We start from the raw sequence: 25,636 nt of genomic DNA on the forward strand, positions 1-25,636 counted from the left end.
TCCACGGTTCGGGCCGTTCAAGGCCTCTTCTTCCTGACGGCGAGGGTGACGTGCTTCACCCCGCCTGTCAACATTTGTGTATCCAATTCGAGACAAAATTCGCTTCAAAAGCTCAATTAACGCTCGTAAATAAATCAATTGGATACAAAATACGGTGACGGGACCGCATGGCTGCGGCCCCGTCCGATCTGCCTGCTCAGGCGGCCTGCTGCGCGGCCACCGCCTCGTCGAGCGCGCGCGACAGCGCGCCGACGATGACGTCGATATCTGCGGTCGTGGCGATCATCGGCGGGCAGAAGGCGACCGCGTCGGTCATGTTGCGGGTGATGACGCCGTTCTTCAGCATCAGGCCGTTGACCTGCGTGCCGAGCGTGCCGGGAGCACCGAGCGGCGTCTTCGCCGCCTTGTCGCCGACGAGCTCGATCGCCGCGATCAGTCCGAGGCCGCGCACCTCCCCGACCAGCGGGTGATCGGCGAACATGCGCAGGCGCGACTGCATGTAGGCCCCGACCTCGGCCGCGTTGGCGACGAGGTCGCGCTCCTCGATGATGGCGATGTTTTCGAGCGCCACGGCCGCCGCGACCGGATGGCCGCCGCCGGTGAAGCCGTGGCCGAGCGTGCCGATGCGGCTGCTTTCGTCGGCGATCGGCTCGAACACCCTGTCGTTGATCAGCAGCGCCGAGATCGGCAGGTAGGACGAGGAGATCTGCTTCGAGAGAACCATGATGTCCGGCGTCATGCCGAAGGTCTGCGAGCCGAACATTCTGCCGGTGCGGCCGAAGCCGCAGATGACCTCGTCGGCGACGAGGAGGATGTCGTATTTCCTCAGCACCGCCTGGATCTTCTCCCAGTAGCCCTCCGGCGGAACCACGACGCCGCCGGCGCCCATCACCGGCTCGCCGAAGAAGGCGGCGATCGTCTCCGGTCCCTCGGCGAGGATCAGCTGCTCGAGGTCGTCGGCACAGCGGCTGGAGAACGCCTGCTCGCTCTCGCCCGGCCGCCCCTCGCGCCAGTAATGCGGGCTCGACGTGTGCAGGATGTTGGCGATCGGCAGGTCGAAGGAGGTCTGGTTGTAGGGCAGGCCCGTCAGGCTGGCGGCCGCGATGGTGACGCCGTGATAGCCGCGCTTGCGGGCGATGATCTTCTTGCGCTGCGGCTGGCCGAGCGCATTGGCGCGATACCAGATCAGCTTGATCGCGGTATCGTTGGCTTCCGAGCCGGAATTGGTGAAATAGGCCTTGCTCATCGGCACCGGCGCGATCGAGACGAGCTTTTCGGCAAGGTCGATCGCCGGTCCGTGGCTGCGGTGGGTGAAGGTGTGGTAGAAGGGAAGCTTGGCCATCTGCCGGGCGGCCGCCTCGACCAGACGCGGCTCGGAGAAGCCGAGGCCGGCGCTCCACAGGCCGGACATAGCCTCCAGGTAGCGCGCGCCGTTGATATCCTCGACATAGACGCCATCGCCCTTCTCGATCACCAGCGGACCGACATCCTGGTGCTTGCGGGCATTGGTGTAGGAATGGAGATGGTAGCGGATGTCCCGTGCCTCGGGCGAATTCGGATGGCTCGTCATCGGTGTGTCCTGACCCCTTGCCGGCGCCGGATCCGGAGCCCCGGCCGCGCCTCGTCGCTGTGTTTGATGTTGCATCTTGTTTTTTATAAAATATAAAGTCAAGCTTGCTTCACCGGAAATTCATAGCATGAAACGGAAGGGGATGCCGGGTGAACGACACGCCGGAACTGGAAGCGATCGACAGCAGCAATCTCGGCGACATCGTCTACCGCCGCCTGTGCGAGGCGCTGATGCGCGGCCGCTTCCCTCCCGGCACGCGGCTGACGATCCGCGAGCTCGCCGGCCTCCTCGGCACCTCCGGCACGCCCGTGCGCGACGCGATCCTGCGCCTCGTGCAGGACGAGGCGCTGGTGCAGACGCGCGGCCGCGAGGTGCGCGTGCCGGTGATGAGCCAGCGGCGCTACCAGGAAATCCGTAGCATCCGCACCCGGCTCGAGGGGCTGGCGGCGCGCGAGGCGGCGCTCTCGGCGACGCCTGAGGACGTGGCGCGGCTGCGCGACCTGATCCGCCGCGGCGAGATCGCCATCGGCGAGGAGCGCTGGCACGACGCCGTCGAACTCAACCAGATGTTCCACGGCGCCTTCGCCGGCATTGCCGGGATGCCGGTGCTGTCGAGCATCCTCGGCCGTCTCTGGCTGCAGATGGGGCCGCTGATCGCGGATGCCTATGCAAATGGCGGCCGGCTGATGAACCATGCCCACGACCGGATCGTCGATGCGGTGGCCGCGCGGGAGCCGGACGCGGCCGAGGCGGCGATGATCCGTGACATCAACGACGCGAGCGGGCTGATCGTCTCGCGGATCGACAGTCTCGGCGGCGCCAGGGCCTGAGGAGACCGGAATGGACAAGGTGGACTGCGTCATCGCCGGGGCCGGCGTCGTCGGGCTTGCGATCGCGCGCGCGATGGCTGCGACCGGCCGCGACGTGCTGGTGATCGAACCGGAAACGCTGATCGGCTCGGGAACGAGTTCGCGCAATTCGGAGGTGATCCATGCCGGCCTCTATTATGCGGAAGGCTCGCTGAAGGCCCGGCTCTGCATCGCGGGACGCGATGCCCTCTACCGCTATTGCGCCGAGCGCGCCATCGCGCACCGGCGCTGCGGCAAGCTGATCGTCGCGACCGACCCGACGCAGCTGCCGGCGCTCGCCCGCATCCACGCCTCCGCCACGGCCTGCGGCGTGACGAGCCTGGTCGCGATCGGCCCCGAGGAGGCCATGGCGATGGAGCCGGCGCTCGCCTGCGTCGCCGCGCTGCATTCGCCGCAGACCGGCATTATCGACAGCCATGCCCTGATGCTCTCCTTTCAGGCGGATGCGGAGGCGGACGGCGCGGGCATCGTCTTCAACACCGAGATCGTCTGCGGCGATGCCCGCCGCGACGGCGTCCGCCTTCTCACCCGCGACCGGGAGACCGGCGACGAATTCGAGATCGCGGCCGACCTCTTCGTCAATGCGGCGGGCCTTGGCGCGCCCACGCTTGCGCGCGCCATCGACGGCCTCGACCCGGCACGCGTGCCGCGGCAATATCTCTCCAAGGGCAACTATTTCGCGGCCCCCGGCCGCGGCGTCTTCTCGCGGCTGATCTACCCGGTGCCCTTCGACGGCGGCCTCGGCGTCCACCTGACGATGGATCTGGGCGGCAGCATGCGCTTCGGGCCGGATGTCGAGTGGATCGAGACGGTCGACTACCGCGTCGATCCGGCGCGGGCGCGTGGCTTCTACGACGAGATCCGCCGCTACTGGCCGGACCTGCCGGACGACAGCCTGCAGCCGGCCTATAGCGGCATCCGGCCGAAACTTTCAGGACCGGGCATGCCGACCGCCGACTTCATCATCCACGGCCCCGAGACCCATGGCGCGCCCGGCGTGATCGGCCTCTACGGCATCGAGAGCCCGGGACTGACCGCCTCGCTCGCCATCGCCGACCATGTGCTCGCGCTTGCCGGCCGAAGGGGTTAAGGCGATGGCGAGGAGCGCCTCAGTCGCGATAGTCGATCGGGGTCATCCGCCAGCCTTCGTCATGACGCGCCCAGTAAAGGTCGCGCACCCGTCCCGTCACCGGCCCCGGCCTGCCATTCGACAGGATGCGGCCGTCGACGACGGTGACCGGCATGATGCCGCCGGCGGTCGAGGTGATGAAAACCTCGTCCGCGCCGGCCAGTTCCTCGGCGAGAACCGGGCGAACCTCGATCTCAAGGCCGAGATCCCCGGCGAAATCGAGGACGGTGCGGCGCGTCATGCCCTCGAAGACGCCGCTTTCCGGCGTCGCCAGCCGGCCGTCGCGCACGACGAAGAGATTGAAGCCGGCACCCTCCGTCACCGTCCCGTCCGGCCCCTTCAGCACCGCGACGAGCGCATCGCGGTCATAGGCCTCGAAGATGCCCATGGTCAGGTCGAGCCAGTGGAAATTCTTGATGCGCGGATCGACGGAATCGGGCGGGATGCGCGCCACGGAACTGACCACCATCGTCAGCCCCTGGCGCTGCTGCTCGGCATTGGCGATCCAGACGAAGGGCTGGACGAAGACATAGAGCCGGTTCTCGCAGAGCCTCGGGTCGCGCGTGCCGCGCGGCGGTATGCCGCGCGTGCAGGTCATCTGCAGATAGGCATCGCGCAGGCCGCTGCGGCGCACGCATTCGACGAGGATCTCCGTCAGCGCCGCCTTGTCGTAGGGCAGGCTCATGCGCAGGCCGCGCATCGAGGCGAAGAAACGCTCGATATGGTCGTCGAGCCGGAAGATGCGCCCCTGCCAGACATGGGCGACGTCATAGGTGGCGTCGGAACGGACGAAGCCGCGATCGAGGATCGGGACGCTCGCCTCGGAAAGGGGCATGTAGCGGCCGCCGACGAAGGCGATACCGTCACGGGGATCGGGGGTTTCCTGCTGCACGGTCGTCTCCTCCGGAACACTCTACGGCATTTCAGCGCGATCCCATCCGGCTGTCAATAATTGGATACAAAATAATATTTTAAAGTCGTATTTCGTCACATTATATGATATTTTCTTGTATATTGGATACATATTGGAGGAATCATGGGGAGCGCCATCACGGGCAGGGGCTTGCCGGGCCTGCGCGGCACGGAGCATATCGGCTTCACCGTGCCGGACCTCGACGCCGCGATCGCCTTCTTCGTCACCGTCATCGGCTGCGAGGTGTTCTATTCGCTCGGCCCGTTCAGCGCGGCGGACGACTGGATGGAGACACACCTGAACGTCGACCACCGGGCGGTGATGCGCCGGCTCACCTTCCTGCGCTGCGGCCACGGTCCGAACTTCGAACTGTTCGAATACGAGGCTGCGGATCAGGCCCGGCAACCGCCGCGCAACAGCGACGTCGGCGGCCATCACCTCGCCTTCTATGTCGACGACATGGAAGCGGCGCTTGCCCATCTTCGTGCCCATGGCGTGCGCATACTCGGCGCGCCGACGGTCCGCGAGACGGGGCCGTCCGGCGGGCAGAGCTGGGTCTACTTCCTCAGCCCCTGGGGCATGCAGCTCGAACTCGTCTCCTATCCGCACGGCAAGGCCTACGAGCGGGAAACGCCGCGCCGGCTGTGGCATCCAGTTGAACCGCAACGATGATCCTGCAATAGTCCGCCGCATCTGCGACAACAGCGAGCGTTCATGCCCCGCAAGAAAGAAACGGCGACGGAAGGCGAGATGCCCGAGGGCGAGGCGGCGCTGAGCCGAGGGCGGGTGGTCGACGCCCTGCGCGAGGCGATCCTCGGCGGCAGGCTCGCGCCGGGCAGCCGGCTGCGTCAGGAGGAACTGGCGGAGACCTACGGCATCAGCCGCATCCCGGTGCGCGAAGCGCTGCACCAGCTCGAAAGCGAGGGGCTGGTCGTCCTCAAGCCGAACAGCGGCGCCTGGATCGCCAGGCTCGACCAGGCGGAATGCGTGGAGATCTACAAGATCCGCGAGCGGCTGGAGCCGCTGGCGATCCTGGAGAGCGCCGCGCGCATGCCGGCGGAGGTGACGGCGAGGCTGCGCGCGCTGGCGGCCCGGATCGCCGCGACCAAGGACATCGAGGAGTTCCTCGCGCTCGACCGGGATTTCCACCTTTTGAGCTACAGCGCCGCGGCCATGCCGCGTCTGCTGACCATCATCGAGACCTACTGGAATTCGACGCAGCACTACCGCCGCGCCTTCACCCTCGGCGTCGACGCGACGGGGATGACGACGGTCCATCATGAGCATGCCCTGATCGTCGAGGCGCTGGAGCGGCGCGACGGCGAGCAGGCGGGCATGATCCTCAAGGGCCACATCCGCCGCACCCGGCTCGAATTGCAGGCGCGTCCCGAGGTCTTCGACTGACGGATGAGACCGGCGCCGCTTGCCTTCGGTGCCCGATAAAATATACCTTGCAACAGCGGGGTCGATCCTTGCACGACCGCGCCCCGCCGGAGGCGCCGAACCAGACGACAGGAAGGCAGGCGCCAAATCGTGAAGATCGAGAGACTCGAGCAGAACAGCCTGTCTGTCCGCGCCTACATGGTCCTGCGCGAAGGTCTCATCTCCGGCAAGTTCCGGCCGGGCCAGCGCCTGGTCATGCAGGATCTCGCCCAGCAGCTCGGAACCAGCATCACGCCGGTGCGCGAGGCCTGCCTGAGGCTTGTGAGCGAACGCGGGCTGGAACTGCGCTCCGGCCGCTTCGCCATCGTCCCGGAAATGACCATGCACCGCTACATGCAGGTGCGCACCATCCGCATCGCGCTCGAAGGGCTCGCAACCGAGCTCGCCGCCGCGAATGCGACGGCGGACGACGTCGAAAAGCTGACGGAGATCAACCGGCTTTATGCCGAGCACGACCTCAAGGGCGATGCCGACGCCACCTTCCGCTACAACCGCGACTTTCACTTCGGGGTCTACACGCTCTCCGGCATGGACATGCTGGTCGAGCAGATCGAGGATCTCTGGCTGTCGATGGGCCCGATGCTGACCGTGTTCTTCCGCGAGGGCGATCACCGTTTCGTCGCGAGCCCCGAGCATGAGAAGGTGATCGCAGCGCTTGCCGCCCGCGACGTCAAGGCCGCCGGCGAGGCGATGCGCCAGGACCTGATCCTCGGCGGCGAGGATTTTCTCCGCTTCCTCAGCGAGCGCAGCCGGTTTTCCGTCGAGTGAGGCGGCCTCGCCTCAGGCGGCGGGGCCGGTCAGGTGGTGGCGTTCGAGACGGGTACGGTAGAGCGTCATCAGCCGGACGAGGCGGCGGGCGTCCTCCTGCGGCAACGCGCCGGCGCCGAGCCGGGTGAGGAGATTGACCTGTTCACGCGCGAGCGCCGAGAGTTCCTCGAGCGCGGCACGGTCGGCGAAAAGCGGATCGAGGCAGACCGGGCCGATCCCGGGCGGACGCTTCGCGCCGCCGTCGGTATAGCCTTCGGGCAGCGTCCCCTTCCGATTGACGACCCGCCTGTGGACGATCGCGTCGACGATCTGGTCGACGGCCTGCCGGGCGCCGGCAACCCGCGAGGGATGGTCGGTGTCGGCGGCGGCATGCGGCAGCAGTTCCAGCCGCTCGCCATGGGCTTCGACCAGCGCCAGATAGGGCAGCATCGGGCCGCTGAGCGCGCCGGTCGCGGCATCGCGGAAGAGGTCGGCGTCGATCGCCGCATGCCGGACCTTGCCGGAGGCGAGCGCGGCCCCGAGCGCCTCGACGTCGACGAGTTCGCCGCGGTCGTAATTGACCAGCACCGCGCCGTCGGCAAGCGCGTTCAGGAGGGCGGCGTCGACCAGGCCGGCATTGGCGTAGCGCTTCGTCAGCGGATCGAGGCTTCCGAGGCCGACATGGACGGAGAGCACGGCGGCGCCCGCCGCCGCCGCCAGCGGCGTTTCGGCATGGAGGAAGCCCTCCGCCTCGATCGCATCGCGGTGGCGCGGCCGGGCATGGATGACGACCTCCATGCCGAAGGCACGGGCGAGCTTCGCCAGTTCCCGGCCGATATTGCCGTAGCCGATGATGCCGATGCGCTTGCCGTCGAGCTTCTCCGTCGGAAAGTCGCGCAACTGCCGGCCGGTGTCGAAGTCGCCGGTCGAGACCAGCGCATCGAGCCAGTCGACCGGAAGATCGGGCAGCACCTTCAGGATCGCCTTCATCGCCATTTGCGCCGTGGCGCGGCTGTTGATGCCGGGCGTGTTCATCAGGGGCGCCTCGCCGCCTTCCCCGGTGCCGCCGCCCCAGGAGCGCGATCCCATGTTGCCGGTGCCGGCGCCGATGCGCACGCCGCCGAGCGGAAACACGGTCTCGGCGGGGAGGACGGTCGCGGCCGCGATCACGGCGTCGTACTGTCCCTCGCCGGCCGCCGCGATCAGTTCGTCCCGGCTCGAAAGATGCGGCTGGTAGAAGAAGTGCAGGCCGGGCGGAAGATCGCCGTCGCGCTCCAGCGCATCCTCGTGGAAGACGCCGCCCTTTTCAGCGATATAGGCACGCAGTTCGCTGTGGTCCGGGCATCCTTCGGCGTCGAAGCGCAGCCCGATCAGGTCGCAGATCAGGATGCGGATCGGGCGGGTGACGTTCGTGTCGGCCATGGCGCGGTCTCCTCTTGGTCCTGCGCTGTAACGCGTTTGCCCAAGCCCCCGCAAGGGCGCGGCCCGAACCGGCCCGGTCAGAAACGCGCCTGCCGGTAAGCGCGTCCGGCCAGCCCCGTCGCCGGCATCCGCATCGCGAGGACGACACTTTGGCGCGTTGCTTTCTACACTATACATTTTATAAAATATCTTCGGGCGACCCCTTTCCGTGTCGACACGGGCTGAGGAATGCCGCACAGAAGGTCGCAAAACCGGGCGCCTGAGTCGTCCGGCCGGACGGAAAGGACGAAGCATGTACAGTGAGACGATCGAGCTCCTGATCGACGGCGTGTTCTGCCAGGGATCGGACGGCGTGACGGAACCGTTGATCAATCCGGCGACGGAAGAGGTCCTTGCCGAGGTGCCGCATGCCTCGACCGCCGATCTCGACCGCGCGCTCGCCGCCTCGCTCAAGGGCTTTCGCATCTGGAAGGCGATGACGGCCGCGCAGCGCTACACGATCATGTCGAAGGCGGCCGACCTCATCGAGGCGCGCAAGGCCGAGATCGCCCGCACGCTGACCATGGAGAACGGCAAGGCGCTGGCGGAAGCCGTCGGCGAGGTGCAGTTTTCCGCCGATGCGACACGCTGGTATGCCGAGGAAGGCAAGCGCGCCTATGGCCGCATCGTGCCGGCCCGCATCCCGGGCGTGCGCCAGATGGTGTTCAAGGAGCCGGTCGGCCCCGTCGTCGCCTTCGCCGCCTGGAACTTTCCGGCGAGCAACGTCATCCGCAAGATCTCCGGCGCGCTCGGCGCCGGCTGCTCGATCATCCTGAAGCCGGCCGAGGAGACGCCGGGCACCGCCGTCGCCTTCGCCCGCTGCTTCCAGGAGGCGGGCCTGCCGGACGGCGTGCTCAACATCGTCTTCGGCAAGCCGGCCGAGGTCTCCTCCCACCTCATCGCCTCGTCGATCCCGAAGAAGGTGTCGCTGACCGGCTCGACCGCCGTCGGCAAGCTGTTGCAGAAGCAGGCGGCCGAGACGCTGAAGCGCTGCACGATGGAGCTCGGCGGCCATGCGCCGGTCATCGTCCACGAGGATGCCGACCTCGAGAAGACGCTCGACACGGTCGTGCTGTTCAAGTTCCGCAATGCCGGCCAGGTCTGCACCTCGCCGACGCGCTTCTACGTCCACGAGGCGATCTACGAACCCTTCCTCGCCGGCTTTGCCGCCCGCGCCGAAAAGATCAAGGTCGGTTACGGCCTCGAGGACGGTGTGCAGATGGGCCCGATGATCGCGCCGCGCCGGCTCGACGTCATGGACGCGCTGGTAGCGGACGCCACCGCCAGGGGCGCGCGGGTGGTGACCGGCGGCAAGCGGATCGGCAATACGGGCTATTTCTACGCGCCGACGCTGCTCGCCGACGTGCCGGAAGAGGCCCGCATCATGTCGGAGGAGCCCTTCGGACCGATCGCGCCGACCACCACCTTCTCCGGTTTCGACGAGGTGATCGAGCGGGCGAACGGCCTGCCCTACGGGCTTGCCTCCTTCGTCTTCACCCGCAGCGGCACGCTGGCGCAAAAGACCGAGATGGCGCTCGACGCCGGCCTCGTCGGCGTCAACCACATGATGGTGTCGACGCCGGAAACCCCCTTCGGCGGCGTCAACGAATCCGGCTACGGCTCGGAATCGGGGATCGAGGGCCTGGAGGCCTATCTGCGCACCAAGTTCGTCACCGAGATGTGACGGCGCGAGGCCGGCCGCGCGGCAACTGCCTTGACGCGCGCGGAAAATCCGTTCCTCCTCCGGTGATGTCCAGGGGAGGTTTTCGATGACACTGACGCTCCATCTGCATCCGCTTGCGTCCTTCTGCCACAAGGTGCTGGTCGCGCTCTACGAGAACGGCACGCCCTTCGAGGCCAGGATCGTCGACTTTTCCGGCGGACCGGAGCTTGACCGGCTCGCCGCTCTCTGGCCGGTCGGCAAGATCCCCGTGCTGGAGGACGGCGCGCGCGGCCGGATCGTCGCCGAGACCACGATCATCATCGACTATCTCGACCGGCACCATCCGGGCGCCCGCCGTCTCGTTCCGGAGGATCCGGAGGCGGCGCGCGAGGCACGGCTCTGGGACCGGGTCTTCGATCTCTATATCCATGCGCCGATGCAGAAGATCGTCACCGACCGGCTGCGGCCGGAAAGCGCCCGCGACGCCTTCGGGGTGGAGGAAGCCCGCGCGACGCTCGCCACCGCCTATGCCATGGCCGACCGTCATCTGGAGAAGCGGCGATGGGCCTGCGGCGACGACGTCAGCATGGCCGACTGCGCTGCGGCGCCGGCGCTCTTCTATGCCGGCATCGTCGCCCCCTTCGCTGACGCCCATCCCCACCTCTCCGCCTATTTCGAACGGCTGGTCGAGCGCCCGTCGGTCCGCCGGGTGATCGACGAGGCGCGCCCCTTCTTCCCGCACTTTCCCTATGTCGACGCCATGCCCGCCCGTTTCCGCAACGCGCATTTCAACGAAGGCCGTCCGGCCGATGTTGAACCTTGACAGGTTCCGGTCGAAACGGGATGAAGGGCTGGGAGGACGGGATGCGCACGAGCGCGCCCGGCCGGGAGGAACGGGACGCAATGCCACAGAACAACGGCGCGACGGGATGTGTCGCGGTGCTCGACATTGGCAAGACCAATGTGAAGCTCAACGTCGTCACGCCCGCCGGCGATTTCCTCGAAACCGTCTCCCGCCCGAACACGGTGCTCGCCGCGCCGCCCTGGCGCCACCATGATCTCGGCGGCCTGTCCGAATGGGTGTTCACCTCGCTGGCGGACCTCTGCCGCCGCCATTTGATCACCGCCTTCGTCACCTCCGGCCACGGGTCGGGCGGCGTGCTGGTCTGCGGCGATCCGGACGACGGCGACGGCGCGGCCCTGCCGATGATCGACTACGAGCAGGCGCTGCCGGACACGATCCGTGACGGCTACGGCCCGCTCTCCGGCAGTTTCTCCGATCGCGGCAGCGCTCTCATGCTTGGCGCCACCCATCAGGCCCGCCAGCTCTACTGGATGCAGGAGGCCGAACCGGCAGCCTTCGCCGCCGCGCGCTGGTATCTCGGCGTGCCGCAATACTGGGCCTGGCGGCTGTCGGGGGTCGCGGTGTCGGAATTCACCATCCTCGGCGCCCAGTCCCATCTCTGGAACGTCGCGGAGGCGCGCTTCACCCCGATCGTCGCAGCGCGCGGCTGGCAGCGGCTGATGCCGCCCTTCGCCCGCGCCTATGCGCCGATCGGCACGATCCGCGCAGCGCTCGCCGCCCGCTACGGCATCCCGCAGCAGATCGCCGTCTTTCCCGGCATCCACGACAGCAGCGCCAATTTCTATCGCTATCAGGCCGCAGGTCTTGCCGACGCGACCGTCGTCTCGACGGGAACCTGGATCGTCGCGCTCAGTACCACGACGCCGCTGGAGCGGCTCGACGAGCGCCGCTCGATGACCTGCAACAGCGACGTCGACGGCAGGCCGGTCGGCGGCAGCCTCACCATGGGCGGCCGCGAATTCACCGCGATCGCCGGATCGCCGGCGCACGAGGATGCGGTGACGGTGGAGACGGTCGGGCGCCTCGTCGCGCGCGGCACCTTCGCCATTCCCACCTTCGGCGCCGATGACGGCATCTTCGCCGGCACGGCCGGGCGCGGGCGCATCGACGGCCCGCCGCCGGCCGACGCCGGCGAGCGCAAGGCGCTTGCCGTGCTCTATTCGGCGCTGACCACCCTCGAATGCCTCGATGCGCTCGACGCAGGCGGCACGGTCGTCCTCGACGGCAGCTTCCTGCGCGAGCCCGTCTATGCGTCGCTGGTGGCAACCCTGCGTCCGGGTGCCGACACCCGCTTCAGCCTCGAAAGCTACGGTGTCGCCTCCGGCGCCGCCCTGCTCTTCGAGCACCGGACGCGCACGGCGCCGGCCTCGCTGCCGCTCGGCGTCGCCGCGCCGCTCGGCGCGCTTCGGGACACCCTTGCGGCCTATGCCGCGCAATGGCGGGAGCGTTCCCGCGCCAACACCGACAGCGGATCACGGAAAGGCTGAGACATGAGCGACGACACCGACAATATGGAACTGCGGCGGGAAATGGTCGGCATCTGCCGTCGGATGAATGCGAGCGGCATCAACCAGGGAACGGCGGGCAACCTCTCGGTGCGCAGCGGCAGCGGCTTCCTGATCACGCCCTCCTCCCTGCCCTACGAGACGATGCAGCCGGAAGACCTCGTCGAGATGGATTTCGACGGAACCTATGTCGGCCGGCGCCCGTCGTCGGAATGGCGCTTCCACCGCGACATCCTGAAGAACCGGCCCGATGTCAATGTGGTGCTGCATTGCCACTCGATCTATGCGACGACGCTTGCCGTGCACCACAAGACGATCCCGAGCTTCCATTACATGACCGGCGTTGCCGGCGGCACGACGATCCGCTGCTCGAAATACGCGACCTTCGGCACCCAGGCGCTTTCCGACCATGCGCTGGAAGCGCTGCAGGACCGGCTCGCCTGCCTGCTCGGCCAGCACGGCCAGATCTCGCTCGGCAAGACGCTGGAATCGGCGCTGTGGCTGGCGATCGAGGTGGAAACCATCTCGCGCATGTATGTGCAGGCGCTGACGCTCGGCGAACCGCCGATCCTTCCCGACGACGAGATGGAGCGCGTCATCGCCCAGATGAAGCGGATGAGCTACGGCCATGCGCCGGATCCGGAAGGCGTCAACGACGTCGCCAAGCCCCGCGCACCGAAGCACTGAAGCGACGCGTTGCAGCCGGCCGCGCCGTGCAGGCCATGCATTGCTGCATTGCAGCAATGCCTATGGTCAAACAGGCGGGATCCTGTATATTGATCCTCATCGAAGCGGTCACCTCCTCCCGACCTGCTTCGATGTATTGATCCGGCCTCTCCTCCTCCCAAGCCGGATCGATGGAACGATCGCACTCCTCCTCCCAGCGATCGTTCGGTTCTTCGTGTGAAGCCCGACGCCCTCCTCCTCCCGGCGTCGGGCTTTCTCGTTTGGGAACCGGCGCATGCCGAACCGGATTTTTTCCCGCCAGACCTTGGAACAATGCGGCGCCGTCGCGGTTTAGACCCCGAAAAAGGGGAGAGCGCCATGACACAGCATTCCGATCCATCCGACATCGACCAGACGGCCTGCCGCGAAGTGATCTCGATCGAGACGTTCTGTCGGAAATACAGGATCGAAAAGGCGGAAGAAGAACGGCTGAGGCTCCTGTTCGGACGCTTCGCCACCCGCGCGGAACTGCTCATGAACGCGCAGCGCAGCCCCGTTTTCCGCTAAGGCCCGTTTTCCGCTACGGTCTGGGAGTCGGGAAGGACGGTCCGGCCTCGCGAGGGCAGCCGCCTTCGCCCCCTGCGGCGACTGCATGCCGACCACGTTTATTTTTCAGATGGATACCTACGGGGCGCCGGCGCCAATGCTCCGGCGTTTTTTCCATCTCGATGTCGGCGACCGGGTCAGGCGCGCCGTCCTGCGGAGAACCAAACACCCGCCCACAGGAGCAACGGCAGCAAGGCCAGGCCGAAGGCGAGGCCGGCGCGCCGCGGATGGACGATGGTTATGCTGCGCTGCAGTGCGGCGGATACATCGCCGATCCGCCCGCGGCCGATGTCCGCATCCTCGGGGACCGCGACGGCAAAGGCCCGGAGGTCGTCCTTCTCGCTGCCACGGGCGGGGCGGACGCGATAGCCGAATCCCGATCCCTCGGTCTGCTCGACCTTCAACCGGCCGAGCGCCACCATGCTCGGCGCCTGACCTTCCCAGGCAAGCGCCATGCTGTCGATCGGCGAGGGATTGCGCCGCACCCATAGGGTTCGCCCCGCCACGGGGTTCGATTGCGGCATCACGACCGGGAGATACTCGGCCTCGTCGTAGCGGTCGGCGTTGGAGAGGGTGGCGTAGAAGACCGTGCCCGGCCGGGCGAAGATCCGCGCATCCGCGCCATCGGCGGGGATCGGCTTGGTCCAGCGCTCCTCCGGGATGATGTCGGCGACGACGGAGCGCCGCCCCTCGGCGGAGACGACCGTCAGGTGACGCGCCGTTTCCGCGACCTCCACGCCCTCCTTCACCATGACCATGTCGTAGCGGCCGGGATCGAGCGCGATGCGGAAGGCCGAGGACGGCTTCGTCACAAGCCTGAGGCTCGGCGACGGCAGCGGCTCCGGCGGCGGAATTTCGCGCACGATGCCGTCGCGCAGCCGCGCGGCGCCGGCCTCGACCAGTTGCCGTTCATAGGCGCTGTGGGCCTGCTGCGCCGCGGTCAGTTTCCGGGCGAAGTCGCGTTCCCCCGCCTCATAGGCGCGATAGGCCTCGCTCGCCGCCGCGCCGAAGACGAGCGTCGCCCCACCGTTGACCGCCCCTTCCGGATAGACGATCGCATAGTCTGTCCGGTCGAGCTCGGCGACGACGGCGCCGTCGCGGGTGATGCGCAGCCGCCCGTCCAGCACCTCGCGGGTGTTGTCGAGATCGACATAGACCTGGCGGGCGAGCGGCCAGTAATATTCGAGGGTGCGCACGAAGGAGATGACGCCGTCGGCGCCGCCAAGAAGGCGCAGCTCGCCACGGTCGGAGGGCAGGAACGTCTCCCGGTAGGCAAAGCCGTCCCAGACGCGGCCGGTGACGATGACCGCCTCGCGCCGTTCAGGCTCGAGCGCCGCCGCCGGGGCGGCAAGGAAAAACAGCGCCAGAAGGGCCGACAGGATGCGCTGTGTCATGATCGTCCTCCCCGGATCCGCGCCGCGACGAGCGCCAGTGCCAGATATCCCGCGGCAAGGCCGAGTGCCTGCCACCAGAGCGCGGCGGAGGGCATCTCCTGCGCGTCTGCAAGCCGGATCATCTCGGCGATGGGGCGGATCGGCGACAGCAGCGCGACGACGGGCGAGACGGTTTCGAGCGCCGCGCGTGCATAGAGCGCGCTGAGGCCCATCTCTGCCGGGTTCGCCCGCTGGAGCACGCCGAGGCCCGCCTCGAACGCCGCGGAGAGGACGATACAGGCGAGATAGGCGATGACCGCGCCGCGCACGGTCGACAGCCAGGCCGAGACGGCGAGCCCCGCCGCCATCAGCGGCAGCGCCGCAAGCGGTGCAAGCGCCAGGGAACGAAGATCCGACACCGTGAGCATGCCGGCGCCGAGCGGCTGGGCGAGGAGGAGATAGGCCATCAGCAGGCCGACAAGGCCGGCAAGCACGACGACCTCGGCGAGCAGTTTGGCGACGACGAGCGACGGCCATGTCACGGGCCCGGCGAGCAGCACGTCGAGCGTGCGATGCTCCCGCTCCCCGCTCAGCGCCGTTGCGAGGCGCAGACCGAGAACGAGGCCGAGAAAGGCGACGACGAGAATGGTGAGCGGCATCAGCGGATCGGCAGTGACGAGGACCGATTCCGTGACGAAGGCCTGCTGGAAGCCCGCCCCCCAGGCAAAGGCGATGAGGCTCGTCGCGGTGGCGACCAGCCAGAACCAGACGGAGGCGAGCCGCGACGAGGCCTCGCGCGCGGTCAGAACCGCGACGATCCGCCGGGCGGCGGGCGGGGGAAGGGGGATCGCGAGCGTGGTCATGGCCTCTCCCCCGTCACATCACCGTGCGGATCAGGCCGCCGTCGATCCGCAGCGCCGCGCCGTTGACGATGCCGGTGCGGGCGCTGCCGAGGAAGGTGACGAAATCCGCGACCTCCTCCGGCTTCGACAGGCGCTGGATCAACGAGGTCGGCCGGTTGTCGGCGACGAAGCGGCGCTCGGCTTCCTCCGTCGGCACGCCGGGATAGAGGCCGGCGATCAGCGCGGCCACCCCTTCCGTGCTGCACGGACCCGGCAGGACGGAATTGACCGTGACCTTCGTGCCCTTGGTCGTCTCGGCGAGATTGCGCGCCAGCGAGAGCTGCATCGTCTTGGTGGCGCTGTAGGCGGGCATTTCCGGCGCCGGATTGATGCCGGATTCGCTCGCCATGAAGATCACCCGCCCGGCATTGCGCGCAAGCATCTTCGGCAGGTAATGGCGGCCGAGACGCACGCCGCTCATCACGTTGGTCTCGATCAGCGCGTACCAGCGGTCGTCGCCGGCCGCATAGATGTCGACCGCCTCGTAGATACCGAGGTTGACGACGAGCACGTCGACGTCCGGGCAGGCGGCGATGAGGGCGCGGCAGCCCTCCTCCGTTCCCGAATTGCCGACGGCGGCCTCGACGCGCGCGTCCGGATGGGCGGCGAGGATGCGCGCGCGCGCCGCCTCGATCGAGGCGGCGCTGCGGCCATTGACGACGACGGTCGCGCCTTCGGCGGCCATGCCGCTGGCGATGGCGAAGCCGAGGCCCCCGGTCGAGGCGGTGACGAGGCAGCGTTTTCCGTCATAGCCGAGGTTCATGCGGCGTGCTCCTTCAGAAAGGGGGATGATGCGCCGGCAGCCGGCGTTGCGGTAAGGCCGAGGAACAGGTCCTCGAGCGTCGGCTCGACGATGGCGACGGCGAGCACGGTGAAGCCGGCCGCGGCGACCAGCTTCGCCGCCGTCGCCCGGTCCGTGCGCGCGTCCCTGGTCAGCGCCGGATCGAGCGCGACCTCGATCCGGCAGGCATCGACGGCGCGAATGTCGGAAAGACCCCGCCGGCCGAGAAGGACCGTGGCGGCCGTCGCCGCCTCCTCGAAGATCTCCACCGTCAGCCGCTGGCGCGCGCCGGCGGCGGATGCGAGATCGGCCTGCCGGCCCGAGGCGACGATCCGCCCGTCCTTCATGAAGATCACGCTGTCGCAGACCCGCTCCATCTCGGCGAGCTGATGCGAGGAAAAGAGCAGCGTCGCGCCCGCCTCGCGCATCTCTCGGAAGATCGCGCGCATGTCGGCGACGCCCTCAGGGTCGAGGCCGAGCGTCGGTTCGTCGAGGATCAGGAATTCCGGCCGGTGCATGAGCACGCGCGCGAGGCAGAGCCGCTGCTGCATGCCGCGCGAAAAGGTGCCGGCGCGGCGGTCGGCGGCGGCGGACAGGCCGACGCGCTCGAGCGCGGCGCCGACGCGCGACGTCACCGCGTCGAGCCCGTAGAGCCGGGCGAAGAAGGCGAGATAGGCGCGCGCCGTCATCTCCGGATAGACGCTCGGCTTTTCCTGGAGGAAGCCGACTCGCATCAGCACATCCTTGCGCCGCTGTCCGTCGCGGATGCCGAGAAGCTCGACATGGCCGGCATCCGGCGCGACAAGCCCGGTGACCATGCCCATCACCGTCGTCTTGCCGGCGCCGTTCGGACCGAGGAAGCCGACGATCTCGCCGCGGCGGACCGAGAGGCCGACGCCGTCGACGGCGCGCCGGCCGCGAAAGCTCTTCGTCAGTCCGTCAGTGACAAGCGCGCGATCGACGGTCACGGCAAGGCTCCGTCTCTAGTAGGGCAGCGGCAGCATGTAGAGCCGGCCGAGATTGATGACGATCATGGTGACGCCGGCGGCGAGCAGGAATTCCATCGGCCAGGCGAGCAGCCTGGCGCGGTCGTTCCAGAGCTTGAAGGCGACGATGACGATCACGGCGGTCAGCGAGGCCGGCCAGTGCGACGTGTCGCCGGCGATCACCGTGCAGGAGCCGAGCAGGAAGGCGATGATGATCAGGAGGACGAATTGCGACTTCACGGTTCAGATCTCCCCGATGTCTTCGGCGGCTTTGGCATGGGCGATCGTGCGGCCGGTCGCCGGATCGAAGAGGTAGAGCCAGTTCGGATCGAAGCCCATGGCGAGCCGGCTGCCTTCTTCCTTCGACAGGCCGGCCGTTTCGGTGGTCGAGGTGCGCGTGGTGATCTCGATCGCGCCCGCCCGCAACACGTAGAGGTTCTCCGCCCCGGTCGGCTCGAAGGAATAGAGCTCGGCGACCACGGGGCAGCGCGCGTCGGGGTGGCCCGCGACGAGAACATGCTCGGGCCGCACGCCGAGGCGGAGCCTTGTGCCGACCCGGTCCGCAAGGCGGTTCTCCGCCGCCCATCCGGCATCGAAGGCGATGTCGAACGCGCCGGTCCGGCCGAGGACCCGGCCGCTTTCCGAGGCGATCTCGATGTCGAAGACGTTCATCTGCGGTTCGCCGACGAAGGTTGCCACGAATTCCGTCGCCGGACGCTCGAAGATCTCGCGGGGGCTGGCGAACTGCAGCATCTCGCCGTCCTTCATCACGATGATGCGGTCGGCCATGGTCATGGCCTCGAGCTGGTCATGGGTGACGAAGATGGTGGTGACGCCGATCGTCTTCTGGATGTGGCGCAGCTCCGCGCGCATCTCGCCGCGAAGCTGCGCGTCGAGATGGGACATCGGCTCGTCCATCAGGAAGACGTCCGCGTCGCGCACCAGCATGCGGGCGATCGCGACGCGCTGCAGCTGGCCGGCCGAAAGCTGGTCGGGCTTGCGCTCGAGGATGTCGGCGATCTGCATCGTCCGCGCGACGGCGCCGACCTTGTCGCGGATCGCCGCCCGGTCGAGCTTGCGGACCTCCAGCGGATAGGCGATGTTGCCGAAGACGGTCAGGTGCCGGTAGAGGCCGTAGTCCTGGAACACCATGCCGACATTGCGGTGGCGGGGTTTGAGGAAGGTGACGTTGCGCCCGCCGATGCGGATCGCGCCCTCGGAGGGCATTTCGAGGCCGGCGATCATCCGGAGCGTCGTCGTCTTGCCGCAGCCGGACGGCCCGAGCAGGAAGACGAACTCCCCGTCCTCGACGCCGATCGTGACGTCCCTCACGGCGGAGAAGGCGCCGAAATTCTTGTTCAAACCATCGATCCGAATGTCAGCCATGGCGGTGTTCCGATCCTGAAGCCAGCGTCATTTGCGCACCACGCCCTGTGAGAGGCCGTTGATGAGCTGGCGCTGCATGATGAGGACGAAGAGGATGAGGGGGGCGGTGATCAGCACCACGGCGGCGCCGAGCACGTTCCAGGCGATGTCGGCGCCGATCGAGTAGGCCATGATCGCCGGCGGCATGGTCTTGGCGCTGGTCGAGGTGAGGAAGGTGGCGAAGGCGAACTCGTTCCAGGACAGGATCATGACGAAGATCGCGGTCGCCGTGATCGACGGCATCATCAGGGGCAGCGTCACCTTGCGGAAGGCGGCGAACCAGGTGTCGCCGTCGACCATCGCCGACTCCTCGTAGCGCTTCGGGATGTCGCGGAAATAGCCGGTCAGCATCCAGACGACGAAGGGGAGCTGCATCGCGGTGTAGAGGACGATCAGGCCGAGCAGCGTGTCGAGCAGGCCGACCGTCTGGAAGGTGACGAAGATCGGGATGAGCACGGCGACCGGCGGCATCATGCGGTTGGTCAGCACCCAGAAGGAGACGTCGTCGCGCCCGGTGAACTCGTAGCGCGCCAGCGCATAGGCGCAGAACATGCCGATCGTCACCGAGAAGAAGGTGGAGGCGAGCGAGACGACGACGCTGTTGAAGAAGTTCTTCAGGATGCCCTTCTCGAAGATCAGATAGCGGAACGCCTCGAGCGAGGGGGTGAAGATCCAGTTGGGCGAACTCGACGAGGCGGAGGCGCCGTCCATGAAGCCGGTCATCACCATCCACATATAGGGGACGAAGTTGATCAAGCAGACGAGGCCAATGATGATGTAGGCCCACCAGTTGCGCTCCGTCGGCGGTGCCGCGGGCGATTCGATGCGGGTGTTGAGGCTGGTCATGGTCGGTCCTCAGGCGGCGACGTCGGTCTTCGAGCGGAAGACGCGGATGAACACGAAGCTCATGACGATGATGATCATCATCATGATCAGCGACAGGGCGGCGGCCTTCGAGGCATCGAAGAATTCGAGCCCGGTCTTGGTGAGGAAGACGTTGAGCGTGGTCGTCGCATTGCCGGGGCCGCCGCGCGTCATGATGACGATCAGCTCGTAGGTGCGGAACGCATCCATGGTGCGGATGATCACGGCGATCAGGATCGCCGGGCGTAAAAGCGGCATGGTGATCGTCCAGAACACCCGCCAGGCGTTGGCGCCGTCGATCTCAGCCGCCTCGTAGGGCTGGCGCGGGATCGAGGCGAGGCCGGCCGACAGCATCAGGAACATGAAGGGCGTCCATTCCCAGACGTCGACGAAGACGAGCGTCTGGAAGGCGATCACCGGATCGGAGAGAAAGGGAATCTCGCCGAGGCCGAGCGCGCGGGTGATGCCGCCGACATAATAGGTGACGAGGCCGGCGCCCGGATAGAACATGTAGCGCCAGATCAGCGCGGCGACGAGCGGCGGCAGGATCATCGGGATCAGGATGAAGACGCGCATGACGCTCATGCCGACGAGGCGGCGCTGGAAGAGCAGCGCCAGGCCGAGGCCGAGCCAGAATTCGATGAACACCGCCTCGACGGTGAAGATCAGCGTCTTCGTCAGCGCCGACCAGAATTCCTGGTCCTGCATCAGCGCCTGGTACTGGTAGAGGCCGACGAAATAGCGCGGGATATAGGGCTTCGACAGGATGACGTTGTGGCCGGCGATCCACAGCGAATAGAGGAAGGGATAGATGCCGATCGCAAACAGGATGATCAGCGTCGGCGCCATCAGCACCCAGGGAAAGACGGCGCGGTTGGACGGGCCGAAGCGGGCGAGAAGGGAGCGCCGGCCCGTATGCGGGCGCGCTTCCACCGCCTTGCCGGCGGTCGTTTCCGAGATCGACATGTCTCAGCCTCCAGTCATGGTCTTGCGCGCCGCGTCGGGTGGCGCAAGGCGTTCGGTATCGGGATGGGTCGTCGCCTGCGGGGACCGGAACCGGGCTCAGCGCCCGGTTCCGTCGTCATCCGCTCAGTTCCACTGCGACGGCAGGCGGTCGTAGTAGGAGAGGTCGCGCCAGAGCTGCTTCGGCAGGTCGGTGCGGCCGGGGATGTAGTAGCCGCCCTTGCGCATGGCGTCGGTCATGCGCTTCTGCATGTTGGCGGCAGCCGTCTTCGAATCGATCTCGCCGATCCAGACCTTGTTGCCCTCCTCGCCCATGATGTCGGAGATTTCCGCCCATTCCGGCACGCGGATGCGCTCGTCCGGATTGGTCTCCTTCAGCATGAACTCATAGACGGACGGCCACCAGGGCTGGTACTTGGCGAGCGTCTCGCTCTTGTAGGTCGAGTGGCGCGAAGGGCCGGCCCCGAACTCGGTGGCGCGTTCCTGCACGTCCTTGGACGTCATCCACTGGATGAAGGTCCAGGCCGCGTCCTTGCGCTTGGAGTCCTTCGAAAGCCCGAAGGACCAGGCGCCGAACCAGGGATCGATCACGCCGTTCGGGCCGGCCGGCGTGTGCAGGTGCACGTTCTTGCCGGCGACCTTGGCCTGCGTCGCGGGATCCTCGAAGAAGCCCTTGATGAAGTCCTGGTAGTTCCAGGTGCCGAAGGCGGTGCCGGACTGGTAGACGGCGGTCGCCTCGCCGATGCCCCAGTTGGCGCTGTCGGCCGGCATGAACTGCTTCAGCGAGACGAAATAGTCGATCGAGGCGACGGTGCGCTCGTTGTCGATGGTGATCTTCCAGTCCTTGTCGACATATTCGTCGCCCTTGGTCTCCGGCGTCTGGAAGGCGTAGAGATAGGGAAGGTAGGTCACGCCCCAGAACCACCGGCCCGGAACGTTGGCGAAGCCGATCATGTTGGATTCGGGCTTGTGTACCTTCTTGGCGGCGTCCAGCATGTAGTCCGTGGTGAAGTCCGGCGAGAAGCGCTCCGGCAGCTTGAAGCCGGCCGCTTCCGCGACGTCGGCGCGGAAGGTCGTTCCGACGGGACCGGCCCCGAGCGGGATCGTGTAGAGCGTGTCGTTGAAGACGCCGGTGCCGCTGAGCACGCGCGGCAGGAAGTCGTCAATGTCATAGTCGGCGGCGGTCAGGTCGGGATTCTTCACATAGCCCATCAGCGGGTCGAGGAAACCGGCCGCCGCATATTCGGCGAGCCACATGACGTCGACGGCGTAGAGGTCGTAGGCGCCGGTGCCCTGCTGCATCTCGACCAGCGACTTCTGCCGGTAGTTCTCGAACGGCACCTCGTCGATCACCACCTTGATGCCGTAGGTCTTCTCGAATTCGGCGACGAATTTGCCGAGCGCCGCGAATTGCGGCATCGACGGCGCCAGGAAGTGGATCGTCTCGCCGGCAAGCGCCTTCTGCGCTTCCGTCGGGGCCGCGTAGGTTGCGGCGGTCGACAGCATCAATGCCAGCGCCGCGCCGATGATCTTGCTTTTCATCCGTGTTCTCCTCCTCTTGATTGTCCGTCCATCCCGGATGGACGCTCCCGAGAGCGCGAATTCGATCGAAGCGGATCGAAGCCGCGCCCTAAGCGCTTTATTTCAAGGCATCCTCCTGCCGATCCTCGTTTCTCTCCCGCAGGATCGTGTCCTAGACCGGACGCGCCGGAACCCGCTGCCGTCCGGCCTCGTCGGTGAAGCGCGCCTGGCGGATGGTCCGGCCGGTGGCGGCGTCGAACAGGTAGACGAAGTCCGGATCGACCCGGAAGGCGATCGGCGCGCCGATCGCGCGCGGATGGCGGCGCGCCTCGTCGACGCTGGTCATCACCCGCACCATGCCGCCGGCGGTCTCGATGTCGAAGATGGTGCGCGAGCCGAGCGTCTCGACAGCGAAGACGGTGCCGTTGACGCGGCCGGGGCGGCTGTCGTCGGGGGCAGCGAGCACGAGATGCTGCGGACGCAGGCCGATCCTGTAGCCGCGATTGGCCGCAAGCGGCGCTCCGGCCGAAAGCCAGTCGGCACCCGCACCGATCAGAGCGCCACCGATCGAGAGAACGAAGCGGCCGCCGGTCTCGGCGAGTTCGGCCTTCAGCACGTTCATCGGCGGCTCGCCGATGAAGGTCGCGGCAAACAGCGTCTCCGGGCGGTCGAACAGCACCTGCGGCGCGGCGATCTGCTCGATCTTTCCCTTGTTGATCAGCACGATGCGGTCAGCCATGGTCATCGCCTCGAGCTGGTCGTGCGAGACGTAGAGCATGGTGGCGCGGAAATCGCGCTGCAGGCGCTTGAACTCGACACGCATCCGGGCGCGGAGCTGGGCGTCGAGATGGGAGATCGGCTCGTCGAGCAGGTAGCAGTCCGCCTCGCGCACCAGCGCCCGGCCGATGGCGACGCGCTGCTGCTGGCCGCCGGAAAGCTGGGCCGGGCGCCGTTCGAGCAGCCGCTCGATCTGCAGCGTCTCGGCCACCGAGGCGATCCGGGCGCGGATCGCCGCCTCGCCGAGTTTGCGGATGCGCAGCGGATAGGCGAGATTTTCAAAGACCGAGAGATGCGGGAACAGCGAATGCTTGTCGTAGACCATCGCCAGATTGCGCTCGCGCGGCGTCCATTGCGTCACGTCGCGGCGGTTGATGAGGATGCGCCCGGTGGTCGCCTCCTCCAGGCCCGCGACAAGGCGCAGCGTCGTCGTCTTGCCGGCGCCGGACGGACCGAGCAGGAACACGGCCTCGCGGTCGGCGACGTCGAGCGAGATGCCGGCGAGCGCCGCATGGCCGCCCTTGAAGGTCTTGCCCAGATTGTCGATCTGCAGATCCGCCATCGTCGAACTCCCGGCGTTAGAGGATAGAGCGGATGGTTCCGCCCTCGGCGCGCATCGCCATGCCGTTGAGGCTCGGCGAAGCGGCGAGATGCAGCACGCTCGCGGCGATTTCCTCCGGCGCGATCAGCCGGCGGATCAGCGAGGTCGGTTCGGTCTCGTCGAAATAGTCGGCCACGACCTGCTCGCGGGTGACGCCGCGCCCGGCGGCGATCGCCTCGTGGTAGCGGCGCACGGCCGCCGTCTCGGTCGGCCCCGGCAGGATGGTGTTGACGCGGACCCGCGTGCCGCGCGTCAGTTCGGCGAGCGCCCGCGAAACGCCGAGCAGGCAGGTCTTCATCGCCCCGTAATGCGGCATCCAGGCCTGCGGCTTGACGCCGCTCTCGCTGGAGATGAAGACGACGCTTCCCTCGCCGCGCTCGAGCATGGATTTCAGCACGATGCGCGACATGCGCACCGCCGTCATGACGTTGACGTCGAAGTAGTGGAACCAGTCGGCATCGGTCGTCTCGAAGAACGGCCGCACCTCGAAGATGCCGACGGAATTGACGAGGAAATCCACCGGGCCGGTTTCCTCGGCGAAATCCGCGAGCCGCCGGTCCTCGCCGGCGGCAGTGAGGTCGCAGGCCAGGCCGCGGGCGCCTGCGCCGAGATGGTCGAGCGCCGTTGCCACGTCCCGCGCTTCAAGGCCTGAGATGGTGGCACGGGCGCCTTCGGCGATGAAGGCGCGCGCGACCGCAAGCCCGATGCCGCTCGCTCCTCCCGTCACCAGCACATGCCGGCCGGCAAGTCCGTAATCCATTCGCTCCTCCCCTGCACGCCGCGCTCCGTCCGACGCAGCCGATCCCATGGGCGCCGCCATTGAGGCGCGCGGCGGTGGCCGGCCGACAGATGCGATGTGTTCCTTGGCAAATAGAACTAATTTTTTTGCACTAATTTTGCAAGGAAAAAAATTTCACATCATCAACTTTCGTCGCAGGTAGCATCTGGCCGCGCCCGATGCCGGGATGCGGCGGCGTCGTGCTCCTGAGCCATTCCAGCAGATGGTCAATGAAACGGCAGGTGCGCGACGGCAGCTGGTCGCGCCGGGCGCTGACGAGCTGAAGGCGCCGTTCGCCGAGCGTCCGTCCCGGCAGCACCGCGATCAGGCGGCCGCGCTCGACATGGGCGCAAAGGTCTTCGGCCGGTCCGAACAGGAGGCCTTCCCCGGCGAGCGCGAGGTCGACGAGCATCTGCAGATCGGCCGCGAGAAAGTGACCCTGCAGCCGGAAGACGCCGGCATCCTCGCCGCCGGCGACCTCGACCATGTCCTGCGGCACGCCGGCCACGACCTCGATCAGACCGCGATGCCGCGTGATCTCGGCCGGACGCACCGGCAGCCCGTGGCGCGCCGCATAGGCGGGGGCGGCCACCAGCATCATCGGCTGCTCGGCGAGGCGCCGCGTGATCAGCGCCGCGTGCCGTTCGTCGCCGGGGCGGATCTGGATGTCCGGCCGGACCCGTTCCGGGACATCGTCCGGATCGAAGCGGAATTCGAAGCGGATGCCCGGATTGTCGGCGGCGAAGCTGCGCGCGGCCGGCAGCACATGCCGGCGACAGAAGGGGCCGGGCCCCGAGACGACGATCGCGCCGGCAAGACCGCGCTTGCGCGCGCCCATCGCCTGCTCCAGTTCGGTGAAGGCCTTCAGGAGATCGCTCGACCGCTCGAGGAGCAGCCTGCCCTCCTCCGTCAGCGCCACCGCCCGGGTCGTGCGCTGCACGAGGCTCAGGCCGAAATGCTCCTCCAGCGCCTTCAGCCGCCCCGAGATCGTCGCCGGCGACATGCCGAGCCGCGCGGCGGCCTGGGAGAGATTGCGCGATCGGGCAATCTCCGCGAACATCCGCAAATCCGACAATCCGCTCACGTCGCCTCCCTCCGCTCTACGGCACCGTTCCTGCACGACGGCGGTCCTTCGCAGGCAGCGCGGCATCGCAGGGCGCCCTGCCGCCGTTTCACCCTGCGCCGGGCGTCGGCCGGAAGCCGCGCCCCGGCAAGCCTAGCACCGGTG

General features: G+C 67.5%; 25 protein-coding genes. 10 read left to right on the forward strand and 15 right to left on the reverse strand.

All coding sequences use genetic code 11. The features are described from left to right. Positions 1-196 precede the first annotated feature (196 nt). Complete coding sequence (locus ACEVQ6_RS12205; RefSeq protein ID WP_374889264.1) at positions 197-1,570, reverse strand: aspartate aminotransferase family protein; 1,374 nt, start codon at positions 1,568-1,570, stop codon at positions 197-199. 149 nt (positions 1,571-1,719) lie between these two features. Between ACEVQ6_RS12205 and ACEVQ6_RS12210 the strand changes: the two genes are divergently transcribed. Together ACEVQ6_RS12210 and ACEVQ6_RS12215 are read left to right on the forward strand one after the other, a co-directional pair. After that, positions 1,720-2,400, forward strand: coding sequence for a GntR family transcriptional regulator (locus ACEVQ6_RS12210; protein ID WP_374889265.1), 681 nt, complete (start codon positions 1,720-1,722; stop codon positions 2,398-2,400). Between the two features lie 10 nt (positions 2,401-2,410). Further along, positions 2,411-3,529 (forward strand): NAD(P)/FAD-dependent oxidoreductase, encoded by a 1,119-nt coding sequence (locus tag ACEVQ6_RS12215; RefSeq protein WP_374889266.1) that lies wholly within the window; start codon positions 2,411-2,413, stop codon positions 3,527-3,529. A 19-nt stretch (positions 3,530-3,548) separates the two neighbouring features. Here the strand turns inward: ACEVQ6_RS12215 and ACEVQ6_RS12220 are convergent, their stop codons facing one another. Continuing rightward, positions 3,549-4,460: an aminotransferase class IV gene (locus ACEVQ6_RS12220; RefSeq protein ID WP_374889267.1), complete on the reverse strand. Its 912-nt coding sequence runs from the start codon at positions 4,458-4,460 to the stop codon at positions 3,549-3,551. Positions 4,461-4,604: 144 nt separating this feature from the next. Between ACEVQ6_RS12220 and ACEVQ6_RS12225 the strand changes: the two genes are divergently transcribed. The 3 genes from ACEVQ6_RS12225 (at position 4,605) to ACEVQ6_RS12235 (ending at position 6,692) form a co-directional block, all read left to right on the forward strand. Beyond that, positions 4,605-5,153, forward strand: a complete 549-nt coding sequence (locus tag ACEVQ6_RS12225) for a VOC family protein (protein WP_374889268.1) — start codon at positions 4,605-4,607, stop codon at positions 5,151-5,153. Positions 5,154-5,195: 42 nt separating this feature from the next. After that, a complete protein-coding gene (locus ACEVQ6_RS12230; protein ID WP_374889269.1) occupies positions 5,196-5,885 on the forward strand; it encodes a GntR family transcriptional regulator in 690 nt (229 codons plus the stop codon). A 129-nt stretch (positions 5,886-6,014) separates the two neighbouring features. Next, positions 6,015-6,692 (forward strand): GntR family transcriptional regulator, encoded by a 678-nt coding sequence (locus tag ACEVQ6_RS12235; RefSeq protein ID WP_374889270.1) that lies wholly within the window; start codon positions 6,015-6,017, stop codon positions 6,690-6,692. A 12-nt stretch (positions 6,693-6,704) separates the two neighbouring features. Here the strand turns inward: ACEVQ6_RS12235 and ACEVQ6_RS12240 are convergent, their stop codons facing one another. Then, a complete protein-coding gene (locus tag ACEVQ6_RS12240) occupies positions 6,705-8,093 on the reverse strand; it encodes an NAD(P)-dependent oxidoreductase (protein WP_374889271.1) in 1,389 nt (462 codons plus the stop codon). 292 nt (positions 8,094-8,385) lie between these two features. On the opposite strand from ACEVQ6_RS12240, the gene ACEVQ6_RS12245 reads away from it, so the two are divergent. From ACEVQ6_RS12245 to ACEVQ6_RS12265, 5 genes are all read left to right on the forward strand, one after another. Beyond that, positions 8,386-9,816, forward strand: coding sequence for an NAD-dependent succinate-semialdehyde dehydrogenase (locus ACEVQ6_RS12245; protein ID WP_374889272.1), 1,431 nt, complete (start codon positions 8,386-8,388; stop codon positions 9,814-9,816). 85 nt (positions 9,817-9,901) lie between these two features. Then, a complete protein-coding gene (locus ACEVQ6_RS12250) occupies positions 9,902-10,618 on the forward strand; it encodes a glutathione S-transferase family protein (protein WP_374889273.1) in 717 nt (238 codons plus the stop codon). 80 nt (positions 10,619-10,698) lie between these two features. Then, positions 10,699-12,147 carry an FGGY-family carbohydrate kinase gene (locus ACEVQ6_RS12255; RefSeq protein WP_374889274.1) on the forward strand — a complete coding sequence of 483 codons (1,449 nt, stop codon included), beginning with the start codon at positions 10,699-10,701 and terminating at the stop codon, positions 12,145-12,147. Positions 12,148-12,150: 3 nt separating this feature from the next. Further along, a complete protein-coding gene (locus ACEVQ6_RS12260) occupies positions 12,151-12,852 on the forward strand; it encodes a class II aldolase/adducin family protein (RefSeq protein WP_374889275.1) in 702 nt (233 codons plus the stop codon). 357 nt (positions 12,853-13,209) lie between these two features. Then, positions 13,210-13,398: a hypothetical protein gene (locus tag ACEVQ6_RS12265; protein ID WP_374889276.1), complete on the forward strand. Its 189-nt coding sequence runs from the start codon at positions 13,210-13,212 to the stop codon at positions 13,396-13,398. Between the two features lie 176 nt (positions 13,399-13,574). Here the strand turns inward: ACEVQ6_RS12265 and ACEVQ6_RS12270 are convergent, their stop codons facing one another. The 12 genes from ACEVQ6_RS12270 to ACEVQ6_RS12325 form a co-directional block, all read right to left on the reverse strand. Next, positions 13,575-14,831 carry a hypothetical protein gene (locus tag ACEVQ6_RS12270; protein WP_374889277.1) on the reverse strand — a complete coding sequence of 419 codons (1,257 nt, stop codon included), beginning with the start codon at positions 14,829-14,831 and terminating at the stop codon, positions 13,575-13,577. Beyond that, positions 14,828-15,673, reverse strand: a complete 846-nt coding sequence (locus tag ACEVQ6_RS12275) for an ABC transporter permease subunit (protein ID WP_374889278.1) — start codon at positions 15,671-15,673, stop codon at positions 14,828-14,830. Before ACEVQ6_RS12275 ends, ACEVQ6_RS12270 begins: the two co-directional genes overlap by 4 nt. Before the next feature lie 13 nt (positions 15,674-15,686). Then, positions 15,687-16,475 carry an SDR family NAD(P)-dependent oxidoreductase gene (locus ACEVQ6_RS12280; protein WP_374889279.1) on the reverse strand — a complete coding sequence of 263 codons (789 nt, stop codon included), beginning with the start codon at positions 16,473-16,475 and terminating at the stop codon, positions 15,687-15,689. Further along, the gene (locus ACEVQ6_RS12285) at positions 16,472-17,461 is read right to left on the reverse strand and encodes an ABC transporter ATP-binding protein (protein ID WP_374889280.1); all 990 of its coding nucleotides are present in this window, start codon (positions 17,459-17,461) and stop codon (positions 16,472-16,474) included. Before ACEVQ6_RS12285 ends, ACEVQ6_RS12280 begins: the two co-directional genes overlap by 4 nt. 15 nt (positions 17,462-17,476) lie before the next feature. After that, entirely contained in the window at positions 17,477-17,719 is a 243-nt protein-coding gene (locus ACEVQ6_RS12290) for a hypothetical protein (protein WP_374889281.1), read from the reverse strand. A 3-nt stretch (positions 17,720-17,722) separates the two neighbouring features. Then, complete coding sequence (locus ACEVQ6_RS12295) at positions 17,723-18,865, reverse strand: ABC transporter ATP-binding protein (RefSeq protein WP_374889282.1); 1,143 nt, start codon at positions 18,863-18,865, stop codon at positions 17,723-17,725. 27 nt (positions 18,866-18,892) lie between these two features. Then, positions 18,893-19,750: a carbohydrate ABC transporter permease gene (locus tag ACEVQ6_RS12300; protein WP_374889283.1), complete on the reverse strand. Its 858-nt coding sequence runs from the start codon at positions 19,748-19,750 to the stop codon at positions 18,893-18,895. Positions 19,751-19,759: 9 nt separating this feature from the next. After that, positions 19,760-20,734 (reverse strand): carbohydrate ABC transporter permease, encoded by a 975-nt coding sequence (locus ACEVQ6_RS12305; RefSeq protein WP_374889284.1) that lies wholly within the window; start codon positions 20,732-20,734, stop codon positions 19,760-19,762. A 123-nt stretch (positions 20,735-20,857) separates the two neighbouring features. After that, a complete protein-coding gene (locus ACEVQ6_RS12310; RefSeq protein WP_374889285.1) occupies positions 20,858-22,273 on the reverse strand; it encodes an ABC transporter substrate-binding protein in 1,416 nt (471 codons plus the stop codon). Between the two features lie 151 nt (positions 22,274-22,424). Next, positions 22,425-23,591, reverse strand: a complete 1,167-nt coding sequence (locus ACEVQ6_RS12315) for an ABC transporter ATP-binding protein (protein WP_374889286.1) — start codon at positions 23,589-23,591, stop codon at positions 22,425-22,427. Positions 23,592-23,607: 16 nt separating this feature from the next. Then, positions 23,608-24,390, reverse strand: coding sequence for an SDR family NAD(P)-dependent oxidoreductase (locus ACEVQ6_RS12320; RefSeq protein WP_374889287.1), 783 nt, complete (start codon positions 24,388-24,390; stop codon positions 23,608-23,610). A 130-nt stretch (positions 24,391-24,520) separates the two neighbouring features. Beyond that, entirely contained in the window at positions 24,521-25,558 is a 1,038-nt protein-coding gene (locus ACEVQ6_RS12325; protein WP_374889288.1) for a LysR family transcriptional regulator, read from the reverse strand. Between the last annotated feature and the right edge of the window lie 78 nt (positions 25,559-25,636).

This window comes from Ensifer soli (assembly GCF_041928815.1).
In the GTDB taxonomy this organism is placed as follows: domain Bacteria; phylum Pseudomonadota; class Alphaproteobacteria; order Rhizobiales; family Rhizobiaceae; genus JBHFEI01.